11 protein-coding genes and 2 pseudogenes are annotated in these 17,404 nt (G+C 68.0%); 5 read left to right on the top strand and 8 right to left on the bottom strand.

The genetic code is table 11. The features are described from left to right. Positions 1-122: 122 nt before the first annotated feature. The 3 genes from J7528_RS14780 to manD all read right to left on the bottom strand — a co-directional run bounded on the left by J7528_RS14780 (position 123) and on the right by manD (position 3,074). The gene (locus tag J7528_RS14780) at positions 123-779 is read right to left on the bottom strand and encodes an AraC family transcriptional regulator (RefSeq protein ID WP_291875757.1); all 657 of its coding nucleotides are present in this window, start codon (positions 777-779) and stop codon (positions 123-125) included. 223 nt (positions 780-1,002) lie between these two features. Next, entirely contained in the window at positions 1,003-1,752 is a 750-nt protein-coding gene (locus J7528_RS14775) for a FadR/GntR family transcriptional regulator (protein ID WP_291875754.1), read from the bottom strand. Positions 1,753-1,862: 110 nt separating this feature from the next. Then, positions 1,863-3,074, bottom strand: a complete 1,212-nt coding sequence (gene manD / locus J7528_RS14770) for a D-mannonate dehydratase ManD (RefSeq protein ID WP_291875751.1) — start codon at positions 3,072-3,074, stop codon at positions 1,863-1,865. Positions 3,075-3,403: 329 nt separating this feature from the next. On the opposite strand from manD, the gene J7528_RS14765 reads away from it, so the two are divergent. Continuing rightward, positions 3,404-5,509, top strand: coding sequence for an alpha-glucuronidase family glycosyl hydrolase (locus J7528_RS14765; protein WP_291875749.1), 2,106 nt, complete (start codon positions 3,404-3,406; stop codon positions 5,507-5,509). A 232-nt stretch (positions 5,510-5,741) separates the two neighbouring features. Continuing rightward, positions 5,742-7,055: an amidohydrolase gene (locus J7528_RS14760; protein ID WP_291875746.1), complete on the top strand. Its 1,314-nt coding sequence runs from the start codon at positions 5,742-5,744 to the stop codon at positions 7,053-7,055. 150 nt (positions 7,056-7,205) lie between these two features. Here J7528_RS14760 and J7528_RS14755 read toward each other — a convergent pair whose 3' ends face one another. Further along, positions 7,206-7,838 carry a TetR/AcrR family transcriptional regulator gene (locus tag J7528_RS14755; RefSeq protein WP_291875744.1) on the bottom strand — a complete coding sequence of 211 codons (633 nt, stop codon included), beginning with the start codon at positions 7,836-7,838 and terminating at the stop codon, positions 7,206-7,208. On the opposite strand from J7528_RS14755, the pseudogene J7528_RS14750 reads away from it, so the two are divergent. Next, positions 7,791-7,923: pseudogene (locus J7528_RS14750) on the top strand (hypothetical protein). The gene J7528_RS14755 and the pseudogene J7528_RS14750 overlap by 48 nt on opposite strands. Before the next feature lie 20 nt (positions 7,924-7,943). Here the strand turns inward: J7528_RS14750 and J7528_RS14745 are convergent. Next, positions 7,944-9,452, bottom strand: a complete 1,509-nt coding sequence (locus J7528_RS14745; RefSeq protein WP_291875742.1) for a tryptophan halogenase family protein — start codon at positions 9,450-9,452, stop codon at positions 7,944-7,946. After that, positions 9,449-10,963, bottom strand: a complete 1,515-nt coding sequence (locus tag J7528_RS14740) for a tryptophan halogenase family protein (protein WP_291875739.1) — start codon at positions 10,961-10,963, stop codon at positions 9,449-9,451. The genes J7528_RS14745 and J7528_RS14740 overlap by 4 nt, the downstream gene beginning before the upstream one ends. 14 nt (positions 10,964-10,977) lie before the next feature. Between J7528_RS14740 and J7528_RS14735 the strand changes: the two are divergent. Then, positions 10,978-11,105 (top strand): annotated as a pseudogene (locus J7528_RS14735) (hypothetical protein). A gap of 2 nt (positions 11,106-11,107) precedes the next feature. Here the strand turns inward: J7528_RS14735 and J7528_RS14730 are convergent. Together J7528_RS14730 and J7528_RS14725 are read right to left on the bottom strand one after the other, a co-directional pair. Further along, positions 11,108-12,202, bottom strand: coding sequence for a tryptophan 7-halogenase (locus tag J7528_RS14730; protein WP_291875737.1), 1,095 nt, complete (start codon positions 12,200-12,202; stop codon positions 11,108-11,110). Next, positions 12,199-13,725, bottom strand: a complete 1,527-nt coding sequence (locus J7528_RS14725; RefSeq protein ID WP_291875733.1) for a tryptophan halogenase family protein — start codon at positions 13,723-13,725, stop codon at positions 12,199-12,201. Before J7528_RS14725 ends, J7528_RS14730 begins: the two co-directional genes overlap by 4 nt. Positions 13,726-14,090: 365 nt before the next feature. Here J7528_RS14725 and J7528_RS14720 point away from each other — a divergent pair, with 365 nt between their 5' ends. Continuing rightward, entirely contained in the window at positions 14,091-17,315 is a 3,225-nt protein-coding gene (locus J7528_RS14720) for a TonB-dependent receptor (protein ID WP_291875730.1), read from the top strand. The last annotated feature ends 89 nt before the right edge of the window (positions 17,316-17,404 follow it).

The following is a 17,404-nucleotide window of genomic DNA, read 5'->3' as shown; positions in this document are numbered from 1 at the left end:
GATGCTCCCCCGCGATGCGGGGGAGCTGTCGCGTAGCGACTGAGGGGGCTAGCTGGACGCATGCCGCGTTAGCCCCCCTCCGGCCCTCTGGGCCACCTCCCCCGCAACGCGGGGGAGGATCTTTATGCCGCCGTTCTCCACGCCCCCGGCGTCCGCCCCGTCAGCGCCTTCACGTCCCGCGTCATGTGCGCCTGGTCGGTGAACCCGACCTCCGCCGCGATCCCCGCCAGCGTCTCGGACGATCCCGTGATCAGCCCCCAAGCCCGCCGCGCCCGCGCCTCCACCCGATACCGCGAGGGCGCCACCCCATACGCCTGGCGGAACCAGCGGAAGGCCGTCTCGCGGGTGACGCCGTGATCGCGGGCCCAGGCCTCGATGGCCAGGTCCGAGGCGTCCGAAAGGGCCGCGGCCATGCGGTCGGGCGCGTCGGCGAGGGCGGCGCGGCCGGACGTCCAGTGGGTGACCAGATAGGCGGTGGCGGCGACGGGATCGCGCTCGGCCAGGCGGACCAGCGTGTCAGGATCGGCCAGGCGGGCGATGGCGAAGGCCGGCGAGGCGGTGAGGGGCAGGTTCAGCACGACGACGCGGCGGCCGGGCGCGGGGTTGAAATGCGCACTGAAGGCGGCGTGGACCAGCACGTCGCCGGCCTCGACCCGATAGCGGCCGCGCTCGCCGGCTTCCTCGTAGCCGCCTTCCAGCACCACGGCGGCGTAGGGCGCGGCGTGCAGGTGGCGGGGGATGGCGTCGGGGGGGAGGGTGTGACGCAGGGGCGGGTGCATACACCGACGCTAGCCGGAGGTTGGGCGGCGAGCGAGTTAAACCCTCGTCATCGGAAGAAGCATCTCTCCTCCCCCTTTGGGGGAGGGGGACCGCCGAAGGTGGTGGAGGGGCCAGCGCCGGCCGGCTCATGACCAGCCCCTCCGTCACGCCGCGCTACGCGGGCGCGCCACCTCCCCCAAGAGGGGGAGGAGTGGGAAGCCTCAGGTCACTGGGCCGCTGAGCCTAGATCGCCACCCGCTTCGCGATCGCGCTCCTGCGCGCCTTCGTCTCCTGCTGCGCCCGCTGCACCGCCTCGGTCTCGGTCGCGTGCAGCAGGTGGTCGATCACCCGCTCCAGGTGATCCCGCATCGCTTGGCGCGCCGCCGCCGGATCGTGGGCCTTCAGCGCATCGACCACCCGGCGGTGCTCGACGATCCGCGGCTCCAGCCCCATGCCGCGCGCGCGGGTTAGGATGTTCCGCGCCAGGGGCGAGCGGTTGCGCCAGTCCCACAGGTTCTCGATGGTGGCGATGATGGCGCCGTTGCCGGTCGAGCGGGCGATGGTCAGGTGGAATTCGCGGTCGGCGTCCTCGCCGCTGATCTCTTCTTCCTCGTGCATCCGCTGCAGCAGGCCTTCCAGCACCTCGATCTGCTCGTCGCTGATCGAGGTGGCGGCCAGGGCGGCGGCCTCGCCCTCGAACAGGCGGCGGGCCTCGATCAGCTCGAAGGCGCCGATCTCGAAGTCGATATCGGCCGAGGGAGCCACCGGGCGGACATTGCCGGTGACGTAGATGCCCAGGCCATGGCGAGCCTCGATCATGCCCAGCATTTCCAGGGCGATCATCGCCTCGCGCAAGGTGGGGCGGCTGACCCCGAACTGTTCGGCCAGCTCACGCTCGGTCGGCAGGCGGTCGCCCAGCTTGTACTGCCCCGCCTCGATGGCGTCGGCCACGGAGTCGGCGATCTTGCGGTAGAGCTTGACGTTGTCTGACATGGCTCGAGGGGGCTTTTAGAGACGCTGGCAGGAGCGGATTCCATGAATCACTACCACGGAGACCCGCGCGAATTGTCCTACTTTCTCTCCCTCCTCGCCGATTGGTCAGATCACCAGTCGTGCATGGAGCCGTCCAGGCGGCGAGCGACCGGCAGATAGGCGCGCTGGTAGGGGTATTTGGCCGCCAGGTCCTCGTCGATATCGACGCCCAGGCCCGGCGCCTCGCCCGGATGCAGCATGCCGTCCGCGAAGGTGTAGGCGTGCGGGAACACCGCGTCGGTCTCGGGCGTGTGGCGCATATATTCCTGGATGCCGAAGTTGGGGATCGACAGGTCGAAATGCAGGGCCGCGCCCATGCAGACCGGCGACAGGTCGGTGGCCCCGTGGCAGCCGGTGCGCACGTGATACAGGTCGGCGAAGCTGGCCAGCTTCTTCAGGTGGGTGATGCCGCCCGCATGCACGACCGTGGCGCGGATGTAGTCGATCAGCTGTTCCTCGATCAGCTGCTTGCAGTCCCAGACCGAGTTGAAGATCTCGCCCACGGCCAGCGGCGTCGTCGTGTGCTGGCGGATGATGCGGAAGCTGGACTGGTTCTCGGCGGGGACGGCGTCCTCCATCCAGAACAGGCGGTAGGGTTCCAGGTCCTTGCCCAGGCGGGCGGCCTCGATCGGGGTCAGGCGGTGGTGCACGTCGTGCAGCAGGTGGACGTCGTCGCCCAGGGCCGCGCGGGCCGCCTCGAACAGGGCCGGAGCGCTGCGCAGGTAGCGCTCGGTCGACCAGACGGTTTCCTTGGGCAGGTCGCTGTCGGCCGGCTCGTAGAAGAAGCGGTCTTTGGAGACGCCATAGGCGCCCTTCATGCCGGGCACGCCGGTCTGCAGGCGGATGGCCTTGTAGCCTTGAGCGGCATAGTGCTTGGCGTTCTCGATCGTCTCCTCGACCGTCTCGCCATTGGCGTGGCCGTAGACCATCACGCCCGTGCGGCAGGCGCCGCCCAGCAGCTGGTAGACCGGCAGGCCGGCGATCTTGCCCTTGATGTCCCACAGCGCCATGTCGACCGCGGCGATGGCGGCCATGGTCACCGGACCCCGACGCCAGTAGGCGCCGCGGTACAGGAACTGCCAGATGTCCTCGATCTGGTGGGCGTCGCGGCCGATCAGGCAGGGGATGACGTGGTGGGTCAGATAGGCCTCGACCGCCAGCTCGCGGCCGTTCAGCGTGGCGTCGCCGATGCCGTACACCCCTTCGTCGGTCACGATCTTCAGGGTGACGAAGTTGCGCCCCGGACACGTGACGATGGTCTTGGCGGCGATGATCTTGGGCATGAGGACGCTTGTGCTGAAATCCGCGGGCGGGCCGAAAGATCGAAGGCGCGCCAAACTGCAGGCGCGGGCGTCCAATCTTCCTCCCTGACTATCGGTTTACCGCTACCATGAGGGTTGTCAACCCGGTGGTCTGACCACTAAAGAGAGGTGACCCGACCTTTGGCGGTGATGCCGCCGTCCAGGTTGGGAGAGAAACAAAAACCCCGTCTTCCCGGCGAAAGCCGGGACCCAGATCGAAAGGCTGTGTCGCGCCAGGCCGGGCTCAAGCTCAGGCTGGATCTGGGCCCCGGCTTTCGCCGGGGAAACGGATGTGGGTAAGGGAGTGAGACATGCGTCTGTTGGCCTTCGCCGCGGCCCTTCTGCTGATGGGTTCCGCCACCGCTCATGCCGAGGACGGCTATGACCTGTGGCTGCGCTACAAGCCGGTCGAGGCCGCCGCGAAGGCGCCGTACGCGGCCCGCGCCGCCGCTGTCGCGCCGGTCGCCAATACGCCGACCTTGAAGGTGGCCCGCGCCGAGCTGGAGCGTGGCCTCACCGGCCTGGTCGGCAAGCCCGCGAGCGCCGCCGCCGGATCCCGCGACGGCGTCATTCAGCTGACCGTGGCGCCGCAAGCTGGCCTGGGCGACGAGGGCTATCGCATCCGCACCACGGCGGTGAACGGCAAGAAGACCACGGTCATCGCCGGCTCCAAGGACATCGGCGTCCTGTACGGCGTCTTCCGCTACCTGGAACTGATCCAGACCCGCCAGCCGGTCGAGAGCCTGGATATCGCCAGCGCGCCCAAGGTGAAGCTGCGGATGCTGAACCACTGGGACAACCTGAATCGCACGGTCGAGCGCGGCTATTCGGGCCAGTCGATCTTCGACTGGTGGCGGCTGCCCGGCCATGTCGATCCGCGCATGGTCGACTACGCCCGCGCCAACGCCTCGATCGGCATCAACGGCACGGTGCTGAACAACGTCAACGCCAAGGCCGACAGCCTCACCCCGGCCTATATCGCCAAGGCCGCCGCCCTGGCCGACACGTTCCGGCCCTATGGCATCCGCGTCTATCTGTCGGCCCGCTGGTCGGCCCCGGTCGAGCTGGGCGGCCTCAAGACCGCCGACCCGCTGGACCCCGCCGTCGCCGCCTTCTGGAAGGCCAAGGCCGACGAGATCTACAAGGCCATTCCCGACTTCGGCGGCTTCCTGGTGAAGGCCAATTCCGAGGGCCAGCCCGGCCCGCAGGACTATGGTCGCACCCATGTCGACGGGGCCAACATGCTGGCCGACGCGGTGGGCAATCGCGGCGTCGTGATCTGGCGCGCCTTCGTCTATTCGCACGAGCAGCCCGACGACCGCGCCAAGCAGGGCTACAACGAGTTCAAGCCGTTCGACGGCCAGTTCCGCGACAACGTGGTCATCCAGGTCAAGAACGGCGCCATCGACTTCCAGCCGCGCGAGCCGTTCCACCCGCTGTTCGGGGCCATGCCCAAGAGCAACCTCGGCATGGAGTTCCAGATCACCAAGGAATATCTCGGGTTCTCGACCCATCTCGTCTACCTCGGCCCGATGTACGAGGAGACCCTGCGCGCCGACACCATGGCCAAGGGCAAGGGCTCGACCGTGGCCAAGGTGGTCGACGGCCAGCTGGACGGCCGCAAGCTGACGGTGATGGCGGGCGTGGCCAATATCGGCACGGACCGCAATTGGTCGGGCTCGCAGTTCGACCAGGCCAACTGGTACGTCTTCGGCCGCCTGGCCTGGGATCCGGAGGCCTCGACGAAGGACATCGCGACGGACTGGGCGAAGATGACCTTCAGCAACGACCCGCGCTTCGTGAAGCCGGTCGTCGAGATGATGATGGGCTCGCGCGAGGCGACGGTGGACTACATGACCCCGCTGGGCCTGCACCACCAGATGGGCCGCAGCCATCACTACGGCCCCGGGCCTTGGGTCGCCGGCGGCGAGCGCGCCGACTGGACCAGCGTCTACTACGCCAAGGCCGGGCCGGACGGCCTGGGCTTCGACCGCACGCCGACGGGCAGCAACGCCACGGCCCAGTACGCGCCGGCGGTGGGGGCGTGTTTCGCCGACCTCAAGTGCGTGGATGAGAAGGACCTGCTGTGGTTCCACCACCTGAGCTGGGACTACCGCCTGAAGTCCGGCGACACCCTGTGGGACGGCCTGGTCAAGCGCTACGGGCTGGGCGTGAAGTATGTGGACGGCATGGAGACGACCTGGGCGTCTGTCGCGCCCTACGTCGATGCGCAGCGCCACGCCGAGGTGGCTGACTACCTGAAGATCCAGCGCGACGAAGCTCAGTGGTGGCGCGATGCGTCGGTGGCGTGGTTCGGGTCGTTCTCGAAGCGCCCGCTGCCGACGGGTGAGAAGGCCCCGCCGAAGACGCTGGAGGAATACGAGGCGATGACGTTCCCCTACGCGCCGGGAATCTAAACCGAAGCGGGAACGGTGCAACACTCTCCTCCCCCTCTTGGGGGAGGTGGCGCGCCCGCGCAGCGTGGCGTGACGGAGGGGGCTGGTCATGAGTCGGCCGCGCTGGCCCCTCCACCGGCTTCGCCGGTCCCCCTCCCCCAAAGGGGGAGGAGAGGGAAATTTCGCGGTCGTGGGGTGGCGGGTTGGTCCGCGGTATGCGTCGATCCCGTGACTCACCATCTCGGGGCTCCGCATGAAACTCCTCGCCTCGGCCGTCCTGGCCACGCTGCTCGCGACGACCGCGGTCGCCGCCCCGCTGAACGTCCCCGTCGCCAAGAAGGCCATCGACGTCCAGCTGGACCGCGACTACCCGGCGCTGGAGGCGCTGTACAAGGACATCCACGCCCATCCGGAGCTGGGTTTCCAGGAGGTCGAGACCGCCAAGAAACTGGCCGCCCAGATGCGCGCGCTGGGCTTCACCGTCACCGAAAACGTCGGCAAGACCGGCGTCGTGGCGGTGCTGAAGAACGGCGACGGGCCCAAGATCCTGATCCGCACCGAGCTGGACGGCCTGCCGATGCAGGAGAAGACGGGCCTGCCCTTCGCCAGCCAGGCGACGGCGATCTATCGCGACGAGAAGGTCTTCACCGCCCACGCCTGCGGTCACGACATCCACATGGCCGCCTGGGTCGGGACCGCCAAGCAGCTGGTCGCCATGAAGGCCAAATGGAAGGGCACGCTGGTCTTCGTCGCCCAGCCGGCCGAGGAGCTCACGTCCGGCGCGCGGGCCATGCTGGCCGACGGGCTGTGGGACAAGATCGGCGGCAAGCCGGACTACGGTTTTGCCCTGCACGTCGGCAACAGCCCGGCGGGCCAGATCTCGTACAAGCCGGGCGTGCTGACCTCGACCTCGGACGGCATCGACCTGACCTTCATCGGCCAGGGCGGGCACGGCTCGATGCCCAGCGCCACGATCGACCCCATCATGATGGCCAGCCGCTTCGTGGTCGACGTGCAGAGCGTGGTCAGCCGCGAGAAGGACCCCAGCCAGTTCGGGGTCGTCACCATAGGCTCGATCCAGGGCGGCAGCGCGGGCAACATCATCCCCGACCGGGTCCGGCTGCGCGGCACGATCCGCACCCAGGACGCGGCCGTGCGGGAGAAGATCCTGGCCGGCGTCCAGCGCACCGCCAAGGCCGTCGCCGCCATGGCCGGGGCGCCCGAGCCGGAGCTGAAGCTGACCTCCGGCGGCAAGATGGTGGTCAATGACGCCGATCTGACCGCCCGGACGGGCGCGGTGTTCAAGGCCGCCTTCGGGGCCAAGGCGGTTCTTGAGGACAAGCCGGGCTCGGCGTCCGAGGACTATTCGGAGTTCGTGCTGGCGGGGGTGCCGTCGGTCTATTTCGGCATCGGCGGCTATGCGCCGGCCGAGATCGAGAAATTGAAAGCCGAAGGCAAGCCCGTGCCGACCAACCACTCGCCGTTCTTCGCGCCGACGCCGGAGCCGACCATTCGCACGGGGGTGGAGGCGATGACGTTGGCGGTGTTGGGGGTTCTGCAGAAGTAGCGCCGGAGAGCGCCCCCTCCGTCTCGCTGCGTATCCGCAGCGATCCACCTCCCCCGCTTCGCAAGGGAGGAGGCAGCTGCACCCTCCTGCCCTGCTTGGGGGGGAGGTGGCGCGGCGCCGATAGGCGACGTGACGGAGGGGGCGCTGCGGCTACAGTCCCAGCACCCGCCGCACCACGAACTCCAACGCCTCCGCCGTCACCGGCCGCCCCGTCGCGTGGTTGTTCATCGCCAGGCCGCTCAGCACGTCGATCACCAGGTCCGGATCGGTATCGGCCGCGATCTCGCCCCGCGCCATGGCCCGTTCGACCACCGCGCGGTTGTGCGCCCGGCGGCGGGGGAAGACGTCCTGGTGCCAGGCGACCAGCTCGGGACGCACCGGCGCCTCGGCGATCATGAAGCTCATGCACGGGCCCAGCACCGGGTCATTGTAGAGCCGCAGCATCGACTGGCCCATGATGACGAGGTCGGCCACCACGTCGCCGGTGTCCGGCGGGGCCTCGAAGCGGAAGGCTTCGTCGAAGGCCTCGGCCACGGCGTCCAGCGGCCCGGCCCAGCGGCGGTAGAAGGTGGCGCGCGGCGCGCCGGCGCGCTCGCAGATGCGCTCCAGGGTCAGGCCCGAGAAGCCGCGCTCGGCCAGGACGTCCAGCGCCGCGCGTTTCAACCGCCGCTCGACCTCCGGGTCGCGCGGCCGGCCGGGGCCGCGTTTCAGGGTGATGGCTTCGGCGGTCATCGGGTGAGCATAGGGGAGGAGCGCCCCCTCCGTCACGATGCGTATCCGCATCGCGCCACCTCCCCCGTTTTACGAGGGAGGAGGAAGCGGCTCTTCTCCTGCCCCGCTTGCGGGGGAGGTGGATCGGCGCCGATAGGCGACGAGACGGAGGGGGCGCTACTCCGCCGCGCAGTTATCCCGGATAAACTGCATATGCTCCGGCATCGCCTCCGCCGACCTGGCGATCACCGACTTGATCTCGGCCATGCGGGCCTTGAACAGCCCCTCGTCCATCGGATCCGCCATCGGGTCCCAGCTCTCGGGCAGGATCCCCTGGCCGATCAGCACCGCGAACCATGAGGTATCGTTGAACAGCTCCTCGTTCTCGCGGAAGATCCGGCCCGAGCCTTTGAACAGCGCGATCTTGTCGGCCAGGTAGTCGGGGATCTCCATCTCCCGCAGATAGTCCCAGTACGGCGTGTCGTTCCGCTGGGTGGCCTTGAAGTGCAGGATCAGGAAGTCCCGGATCTTCTCGTACTCGAAGGTCATGGTGCGGTTGTAGCGGTCGATGTCGGCCTGGAAGAACCGGCGGTCGGGGAAGTGGGCCAAGAGGCGCGAGATGCCGACCTGGATCAGGTGGATCGACTGGCTCTCCAGCGGCTCCATGAAGCCGGCCGACAGGCCGATGGCGATGACGTTCTTGACCCAGCTGCTCCGTCGCCGACCCGCGGTGAAGCGCAGGAAGTTCGGGTCGGCCAGGGGCTCGCCGTCGAGGTTCGCGAGCAGGTCGGCCAGGGCCTCGTCGTCGCTGACATGGGCGCTGGAATAGGCGTAGCCGTTGCCCAGGCGGTGCTGCAGCGGGATGCGCCACTGCCAGCCGTGCGGCCGGGCCGTGGCTCGCGTCGCCGGGGCCAGCGAGCCGCCCAGCGCACACGGCATGGCCACCGCGCGGTCGTTGAGCAGCCAGTGGCTCCAGTCCTCGTAGCCGGCCTTCAGGGTCTGCTCGATCAGCAGCCCCCAGAAGCCGGAACAGTCGATGAAGAGATCGCCCTCGATCACCTGACCGCTTTCCAGCGTCACCGAGGTAACGTGCCCGCTCTCGCCGTCCTGCTGCACCGACTGGATGCGGCCCTCCTGGCGCACGATGCCCCGCGCCTCGGCATATTCCCGCAGGAACTTGGCATAGAGCCCGGCGTCGAACTGGAAGGCGTAGGCGATACTGCCCAGCGGCGAGTTGGCCTGGCCGTTGGGGCGCATGAACTTGCTCTGGCGACCGGCCACGGTCTGCAGGCTGTATTCGCCCAGGTCGTCGGACAGGCCCATGGCCCGCGCCTTCAGCCAGTAGGCGTGGAACGATACCCCCTCCATGTCGACGCCATAGGGGCCGAACGGGTGGTGGTAGCTGTGGCCGATGTGCTTCCAGTCGACGAAGTCGATGCCCAGCTTGAACGTCGCCTTGGTCTTCTTGACGAAGTCGTTCTCGTCCAGCCCCAGCATGCGGTTGAAGATGTTGATCTGCGGGATCGTGGACTCGCCCACCCCGACCGTGCCGATGGCCTCGGACTCGACCAGCGTCACCTTCGTGTAGCCGTCCTTCAGGAAGCGCCCCAAAGCGGCGGCGGTCATCCAGCCGGCGGTGCCGCCGCCGACGATGACGACGCGGCGCAGGCGATGGTTCTCAGTCATTTCGCAAATTCCGGGGCCGCGCAGTAGCGGGCGATGAAGGCTTCGTGGGTGGGCAGGGCCTGGGCGGTCTGGCCGATGATCGTCGACAGGCGGGTCAGCTGGGCTTTCAGCATGTCGGCGGGCAGGGCGTCGGCCAGCGGGTCGTGACGGCGCGGCATGATCCCCTGGCCCAGCAGCACGGCGATCCAGTTGGCGTCGGCGAACAGGTCGTAGTCCGAGCCGAACAGCCGTCCCGAGGCGGCGAAGAGATCCATCTTGCGCCGCAGGGTCTCGGGGATCGCCATCTCGCGGGCCGCTTTCCAGTAGGGCTCGTCCCGGCCGTTGGCGTGGAAGTGCAGGATGATGAAGTCGCGGATCAGCTCGACCTGCAAGGCGGTCAGGCGATTGTACTCGGCGATCTCGACCGGATCGAAACCGCGATCCGGGAACAGGGCCAAAAGCTTGGTGATCCCCGCCTGGATCAGGTGGATCGAGGTGCTCTCCAGCGGCTCCAGGAAGCCGGACGACAGGCCGATGGCCACCACGTTCTTGACCCAGGCGTCCTTGCGCCGACCGGCCTGGAACCGCAGGAAGTTCGGCTCGGCCAGGGCTTCGCCGTCCAGCGTGGCGCGCAGGCGGGCGACGGCCTCGTCATCGCTGATGTGCTTGCTGGAATAGACGTAGCCGTTGCCGGTGCGGTGCTGCAGCGGAATCCGCCAGCGCCAGCCGGCCGTGTCCGCCGTGGCGCGGGTATAGGGGGTGAGGCCGTCGCCGCCGGTCACGCAGGGCATGGCCACGGCGCGGTCGTTTGGCAGCCAATGGCTCCAGTCCTCGAAACCGGCCTTCAGGGTCTGCTCGATCAACAGGCCCCGGAAGCCGGAGCAGTCGACGAACAGGTCCGCCTCCAGCGTGCGGCCGTCGTCCAGCGTCACGCCGGTGACGAAGCCGGTCTCGCCATGCTGCTGCACGCTGGCGACCTTGCCCTCGACGCGGATGACACCGCGCTTTTCGGCCTGGCCGCGCAGGAATTTGGCATAGAGCCCGGCGTCGAAGTGGAAGGCGTATTTCAGGCTCGACATCACCTGGCCCGGGTCTTTCGACGGCAGGGCGAAACGGCCCAGGTGCGAGGCCTGGGCCGACAGGTTGAAGGCGTCGATGGGCGGGGCCCAGCCTTCATGATGGGCGCGCAGCCAGACCTGGTGGAACTTCAGCGCCTCGATATCCAGGCCATAGGCCCCGAACGGGTGCAGGTAGCGGTGGCCCGGTCCCATCCAGTCGACGAACTCGATGGCCAGCTTGAAGCTGGCCTTGGTGGCCAGCATGAACTCGGCCTCGTCGATGCCGAGGATCTCGTTGAAGGTGCTGATCGGCGGGATGGTGGCTTCGCCGACGCCGACGGTGCCGATCTGCTCGGACTCGACCAGGGTGATGGCGGTGGTCGCGGGCAGGGTCTTGGACAGCGCCGCGGCTGTCATCCAGCCGGCGGTGCCGCCGCCGACGATGAGGACGGTGCGGATGGGGGAGGGGCTCATGGGTTGCGGCCCGTATCAAAAAAGCTCGTCATCCCGGCCGCAGCGAAGCGGAGAGCCGGGACCCAGGGGCGACTGCGTTGCGTGGGCCCCTGGGTCCCGGGTCGGCTACGCCGCCCGGGATGACGAGGGTTGTTGGCGATAGGGTCACCCACGCGGCATCGCCTCCGCCGTCTGTTCCAGCACGGCCTTCATCCGCCCCAGCATCTCCCGCGTCTGCGCCAGCGGCGCGCGCTCGACCAACGGATCCCACCGCTTGGGCGTGACGCCCCGCGCCAGCAGCGCATGCACCCACGACCCCTCCGGCCAGGTCTCCTCGTCGTACATCACCACGCGTCCCCGGCTTTCGAACTGCCCGATCTTCCAGGCCAGCTCTTCCGGCGGCGCATCAAGCACTCCCCAGCGCAGGATCGCCATGTCCCGAGCCCGCTCGACGGCCATGGCGGTCAGGCGGTTGAACTCCGCCACCGCCGCCGGACCCGTCGGCAGCAGGGCCGCCAGCCGCGAGACGGTGGTCTGCAGCAGATGCAGGTCGCCGCCATCGGCCGCGCCGATCGACGCCAGCGCGCCGCCGACGGCCACGACATCGCCCTCGACCGCCCGCGCCCGACGGCCGGCCTTCAGCGGCGCGTCGTGGGCGAAGGTCGCGATGCGGTCTTCGACGCCGGTCAGCCGTGCGCCGGTCGGAAGCCAGGCGCTCCAGTCGATCCAATCGCCAGGTTCGCCCGAGGCGTCGACCACCAGGTCGGCGTCGGGACGGTGGTCGACCAGCTCGGCGCCGGCCTTCAGGGCGACCGCTTTCAGGGTCTCGGCGTACGCGGCGGCATCCAGCAGCAGGCCGTGATCCAGCGTCGACAGCGGCGACCGGGGATCGGCGCTCCTCGGCGCGAAGCGGCCCTTCGCCGCCGCCCGGGCCGTCAGGCTCCAGGCCTCCAGCGGCGCGGTCTCGCCATGCGCCTTGGCCCGCAGCCAGTAGTGGTGGAAGGGCAGGCCCTCCATCATGGCGCCGGTGTCGCCGAACGGCTCCAGCATGTCGCCATGGCGCAAGCCCAGCAGCGGCGCGCCGACCTCGATCCCCAGCCGCGCGTGCAGGCCCAGCAGCGCGGGGAGGCCCACCAGCTGGCCATGCGCCGGCGGGGCGGTCTCGCGCACGGCGATCCGCGCCGCGCGGCCCGCGGCCCCGGCCAGCACGGCGGCGGTCAGCCAGGCGTCGACGCCGGTTCCGACGATCAGGATCTTCATGCCCGGGTCCTCCCCTCGACGAAGGCGCGCAGGAAGTCTTCGTGCGCCGGCATGGCCTGGACGGTGCGGGCCACCGCGGTCTTGGTCTCGGCCAGGATCTGGGCGGCGTGGGCGGGATCCAGGGCTTCGGCCAGCGGGTCATAGCCGTCGGGCATGATGTTCTGGCCCAGATAGACGGCCACCCAAGACGGCTCCTTGAAGAAGCCGTCCTTGTAGTTGGCCACCACGCCGCGCTCGCGCCAAAGCTCCATCTTCCAGGCCAGGCTGTCGGGGATGGGCTTGTCGCGGCGGTCGCGCCAGAAGTCGGAATCCTCACGCTGGTTAGCGTGGTAGTGCAGCACCAGGAAGTCGCGGATCCGTTCGAACTCCAGGTCCATGACCCGGTTGTACTCGTCCTGGTCGGCCTGCTCGCAGCCTCGGTGCGGGAAGAGCTCGAGCAGGGTGGTGATCGCCACCTGGATCAGGTGGATCGAGGTGCTCTCCAGCGGCTCCAGGAAGCCCGACGACAGGCCCACGGCGACCACGTTCTTCAGCCACTGCTTCTTGCGCCGGCCGGTCACGAACCGCAGGAAGCGCGGATCGGCCTGAGCCTTGCCGTCCAGCTTTTCCACCAGCACGCGGGCGGCCTCGTCGTCGGCGATGAAGCCCGAGCAGTAGACATAGCCGTTGCCCACCCGGTGCTGCAGCGGAATGCGCCAGCGCCAGCCGGCGTCGTCGGCCGTGGCGCGGGTATAGGGCTTGGCCGGTTCGACGGAATCGCAGGGCACGGCGACGGCGCGGTCGCAGGGCAGCCATTGCGTCCAGTCATCGTAGCCGGCCTTCAGCGCGCCCTCGATCAGCAGGCCCCGGAAGCCCGAGCAGTCGACGAACAGATCGCCCTCGATCGCCTGGCCGCTCTCCAGCGTAATGCCGGTGACGAAGCCGTCCTCGGGACGTTGCTGGACGCTGGTCACCTTGCCCTCGGTGCGGACCACGCCCCGGGCCTCGGCATAGTCGCGCAGATAGAGGGCGTAGAGCGTCGCGTCGAACTGGTAGGCGTAGTTGAAGGTCGAGCCCAGCGAGCGCGGATCGGCGGCGGGCGGCACGAACTTGCCGGCGAAGGCGGCCATGATCGGCAGGCTGTAGACCTCGATCGGGTCGACCGTTCCTTGCCCCCGCGCGGCAAGATGTCGCGCCCGCAGCCAATGCTGATGGAACGGCGCGCCGCCGATCGGATGGCCATAGGCGCCGAACGGATGGATGTAGGTCTCGCCCTTGCGCCCCCAGTCGCGGAACTCGATGCCCAGCTTGTAGGTGGCCTGGGTCCGGCGCATGAAGTCGGCCTCGTCCAGGCCCAGGCGCGCGTTGTAGTGGCGGATGTGGGGGACCGTGGCCTCGCCCACGCCGACCGTGCCGATCTCGGCCGACTCGATCAGGGCGATCTCGATGGGCAGGCCCTTGAGCATGGCCGAAAGCCCGGCGGCGGTCATCCAGCCGGCGGTGCCGCCGCCGACGATGACGATCTTGCGGATCGCTTCGGTCATCTGATGCTCCCTCCCCAGAGCATTCGTCCCCATTGTCGTGACCGGGGGACAAAACAGCAAATTGACAACGCTGTCTTACGTTGTCATCCTTCTTATCAAGCCGGACGTCGAGATCCGGTTCGTCGTGGCCGCACCACGAGTGGGGAGGATACCAGGTCGGGACCAGAGGCTGCAGGACCGCGGTGACGCGAGGCCTCTCTCCAGAATGGTAGCGTTCCCATTCCTACGGCTACTCGAACCGGACCCGTGTGACAACGGCTTGACGAGCAGTGGTCTATCATGTGATCTGACAACAATGGTCACGGTAACATGACCGATGGTAGCGCTACCTTGCTGCCATAACGAACAAAAGGGGAGGTGGACTAATGGGAACGGCCAACAGGCCGTCCGCGACTCGCGGACGTATTTCTTTCGCTGACAATCTGAAGTACGGGGCCTCGGCGCTTGCGCTGGGCATGCTGATGGTCGGCGCGCCGGCCATGGCGCAGGACAAGAAGGATGACGCGCAGACGGTCGACGAAGTCGTCGTCACCAGCATCCGTCAGAGCCTGAAGAGCAGCCAGCAACTGAAGCAGTCGTCCGACATCATCGGCGACTCGATCACCGCTGAAGACATCGGCGCCCTGCCGGACCGCTCGGTCACCGAAGCGCTGTCGCGCGTGCCGGGCGTGTCGATCAACCGCTTCGCCGCGGGCGTCGACCCCGACCACTTCTCGACCGAAGGTTCGGGCGTGGTCGTGCGCGGCCTGAACTTCGTGCGTTCGGAACTGAACGGCCGCGACACCTTCACGGCCAACAACGGCCGTATCCTCAGCTTCGCTGACGTTCCCTCGGAACTGATGGGCGGCGTGGACGTGTTCAAGAGCCCCTCGGCCGACCTGATCGAAGGCGGCATCTCGGGCACGGTGAACCTGCGCACGCGCCTGCCGTTCGACAGCAAGGACCGCATCCTGTCGATGTCGGCGGAAGTCAGCTACGGCGACTTCTCCAAGAAGTACCGTCCGACCTACACCCTCCTGTACAGCAACCGCTGGGACACCGCCGCCGGCGAGTTCGGCCTGCTGGCCAGCTATGTGGACTCGCGCCTGGCCAGCCGCAGCGACGCCATCCAGGTGTCGAACTTCGGCTGCCGCACCAATCTGGGCCAAGCGATCTCGGATTGCGGCAATGGCACGAAGGGCGTGTGGTTCCCGCGTGGCGCGGCGTTCCGCTCGACGGAAAACGAGCGTCGTCGCGAAGGCCGCGCCTTCGCCGCTCAATGGAAGAGCAACGACGGCACCATGCAGGCCGCGTTCCAGTACCTGCGTTCCAAGGCCAAGGCCGAGTGGACCGAGCGCGCCATCGAAATCGCCACCGACAACGTCACCAGCAACGGCGACTCGCGTCCGGTCGAGGGCACCACGTTCTCGTTCGACGACCAGGGGGTCTTCACCAAGGGCGTCATCACCGGCACGACCGGTTGGCGTGACGACCAGAACGGCGCGGATCCGCGCACGCCGATCGACGGCCTGCAGTCGAACAACATCCGTCGTGACGAAAGCCAGACGACGATCACGTCGGACTACGGCTTCAACTTCAAATGGACCCCGAACGAGCACTGGGGTGTCCTGTTCGACGCCCAGCACGTGGACTCGTCGGTCGACGCCATCAGCATGGGCCTGTGGGCTTCGACGTTCCAGAACGCCGCGATCGCGCTGAACGGCAGCGGCCTGCCGGACATCAGCTTCCTGCCGCCGTCCAACGGCCAGACGATCTCGAACTGCGCGCCGACCAGCGCCAGCTGCCCGTCTTATATGCGCGGGGCCCACAGCAGCTTCAGCGACCCGTACAACAACTTCTGGCGCTCGGCGATGGACCACATCGAGCAGTCGGAAGGCAAGGAAGACGCCGTCAAGGTGGACGTCGAGTACAAGTTCAACGACGACACCTGGTTCGACTCGGTGAAGGCCGGCGTGCGCTGGTCGGAACGCGATCAGACCACCCGCTTCTCGACCTACAACTGGGGCGTGCTGTCCGAGATCTGGGGCGGCGGCGGTCCGGTCTGGATGGACGATCCGATCAACAGCAACCCGACCACGGCCGGCGGCTTCAACAGCACCTCGCAGGTCGAGTCCTACGCGTTCGACAACTTCCTGCGCGGCAAGATGGTCGTCCCGACCGGCAACCAGCCGCGTCTGTTCTACGTCAACAACACGGTCGACAACTACGCCGCCGTCTCGCAGTTCGCCCTGTCGGTCGGCGACGAGTGGCGCGACCGCCTGACTGGCGGCTGCCCGCAGAACTGGGTCCCGCTGGCGCAGCGTTGTAACGTCGTCGCCGGCACGCCCTTCCTGCCGCAGGAAATCAATCCTGTGAACGAGAAGACCCAGTCGGCCTATCTGATGACCCGCTTCGCCGGCGACATCGGCGAGGCCCGCGTCAGCGGCAATATCGGCCTGCGCTACACCAAGACCAACCGTCAGGCCTCGGGCTTCCTGTCGTTCCCGCAGGCCACCGGCCTGGCGACCGAGCAGGACTGCGTGGACGCCTTCGCCGAGTGGCAGGCGCTGCCGGATCCGAAGGAGCCCTTCACGCCGTCGTCGTTCTGCGGTCTGACGCCGCAGGTCCGCGCCGCCGCCCGGGCCTGGGCGAACGGCGCGGTCACGCCCAGCACGGTGAAGACCTCGTTCGACTACTGGCTGCCCAGCCTGAACGTGAAGGTGGTCATGCCGCATGGCCTGCAGTATCGCTTCGGCCTGTCGAAGACGATCACGCCGCCGGACATCGGCCTGACCCGCAACTACTTCGGCCTGGCGCTGAACACCAATGCCGACGGCATCTCCAACGGCGTGCCCTCGGGCAACGTGACGGTGGGCAACCCCTACCTGAAGCCGACCCAATCGAAGAACATCGACGCCTCGGTCGAGTGGTACTTCGCCCCGGTCGGTTCGCTGACGGTGGCGGCCTTCTGGAAGCAGCTGACCGACGTCAACTTCAACTCGACCGCCCGCGTGCCGTTCACCAACAACGGCGCCACGTTCGACGTGCTGGTGACGACGCCCGGCAACTCGACCGTCAAGTCGACGGTCAAGGGCTTCGAAGTCGGCTACCAGCAGTTCTACGACTTCCTGCCCAAGCCGTTCGACAAGCTGGGCATCAACGCCAACTACAGCTACATCGACAGCTCGGGCGTGCCGCAAAGCACGCTGTCGGCGACCGACCCCGACGTGGCCGCCGGCCGCATCACCACGGTCGACACCAGCAAGCTGCCGCTGCAGGGCCTGTCCAAGCACAACGCCAACTTCGCGGTGGTCTACGAGACCAGCAAGGTGTCGGCGCGCCTGGCCTACAACTGGCGTTCGGACTTCCTGCTGACCGTCCGCGACGTGATCGTGCCGTTCGCCCCCGTGATGAACGAGGCGACCGGCCAGCTGGACGGCTCGATCTTCTACAACGTCACGCCGAAGATGAAGATCGGCCTGCAGGGCGTGAACCTGACCAACGAGACGACCCGTACGACGCAGATCCTCAACAACGAACTGCTGAAGACCGGTCGCTCGTGGTTCATGGCCGACCGCCGCTACACGCTGGTCCTGCGCGCCAGCTTCTAAGGTTCGTGGACGCCGGCTCGAGGGTCTCCCCCTCGGGCCGGCGGATACGGATGGATGGGCTTTTCCGGCTTTCGATCCTCGTTTCGAAA

It is taken from the genome of Caulobacter sp., assembly GCF_017744445.1.
GTDB lineage: Bacteria > Pseudomonadota > Alphaproteobacteria > Caulobacterales > Caulobacteraceae > Caulobacter.
This window is presented reverse-complemented; position numbering and strand designations above follow the sequence as displayed.

What these genes read in the sequence shown, in the direction of transcription:
- manD (WP_291875751.1), bottom strand. Translation starts at nt 3,074, where the DNA reads ATGCCCAAGATCATCGCCGCCAAGACCATCGTCACGTGTCCGGGGCGC.
- J7528_RS14755 (WP_291875744.1), bottom strand. Translation starts at nt 7,838, where the DNA reads ATGCGGATACGCATCGTGACGGAGGGGGCGCTCCTCCCCTATGCTCAC.
- J7528_RS14780 (WP_291875757.1), bottom strand. Translation starts at nt 779, where the DNA reads ATGCACCCGCCCCTGCGTCACACCCTCCCCCCCGACGCCATCCCCCGC.
- J7528_RS14760 (WP_291875746.1), top strand. Translation starts at nt 5,742, where the DNA reads ATGAAACTCCTCGCCTCGGCCGTCCTGGCCACGCTGCTCGCGACGACC.
- J7528_RS14765 (WP_291875749.1), top strand. Translation starts at nt 3,404, where the DNA reads ATGCGTCTGTTGGCCTTCGCCGCGGCCCTTCTGCTGATGGGTTCCGCC.
- J7528_RS14720 (WP_291875730.1), top strand. Translation starts at nt 14,091, where the DNA reads ATGGGAACGGCCAACAGGCCGTCCGCGACTCGCGGACGTATTTCTTTC.
- J7528_RS14725 (WP_291875733.1), bottom strand. Translation starts at nt 13,725, where the DNA reads ATGACCGAAGCGATCCGCAAGATCGTCATCGTCGGCGGCGGCACCGCC.
- J7528_RS14775 (WP_291875754.1), bottom strand. Translation starts at nt 1,752, where the DNA reads ATGTCAGACAACGTCAAGCTCTACCGCAAGATCGCCGACTCCGTGGCC.
- J7528_RS14745 (WP_291875742.1), bottom strand. Translation starts at nt 9,452, where the DNA reads ATGACTGAGAACCATCGCCTGCGCCGCGTCGTCATCGTCGGCGGCGGC.
- J7528_RS14730 (WP_291875737.1), bottom strand. Translation starts at nt 12,202, where the DNA reads ATGAAGATCCTGATCGTCGGAACCGGCGTCGACGCCTGGCTGACCGCC.
- J7528_RS14740 (WP_291875739.1), bottom strand. Translation starts at nt 10,963, where the DNA reads ATGAGCCCCTCCCCCATCCGCACCGTCCTCATCGTCGGCGGCGGCACC.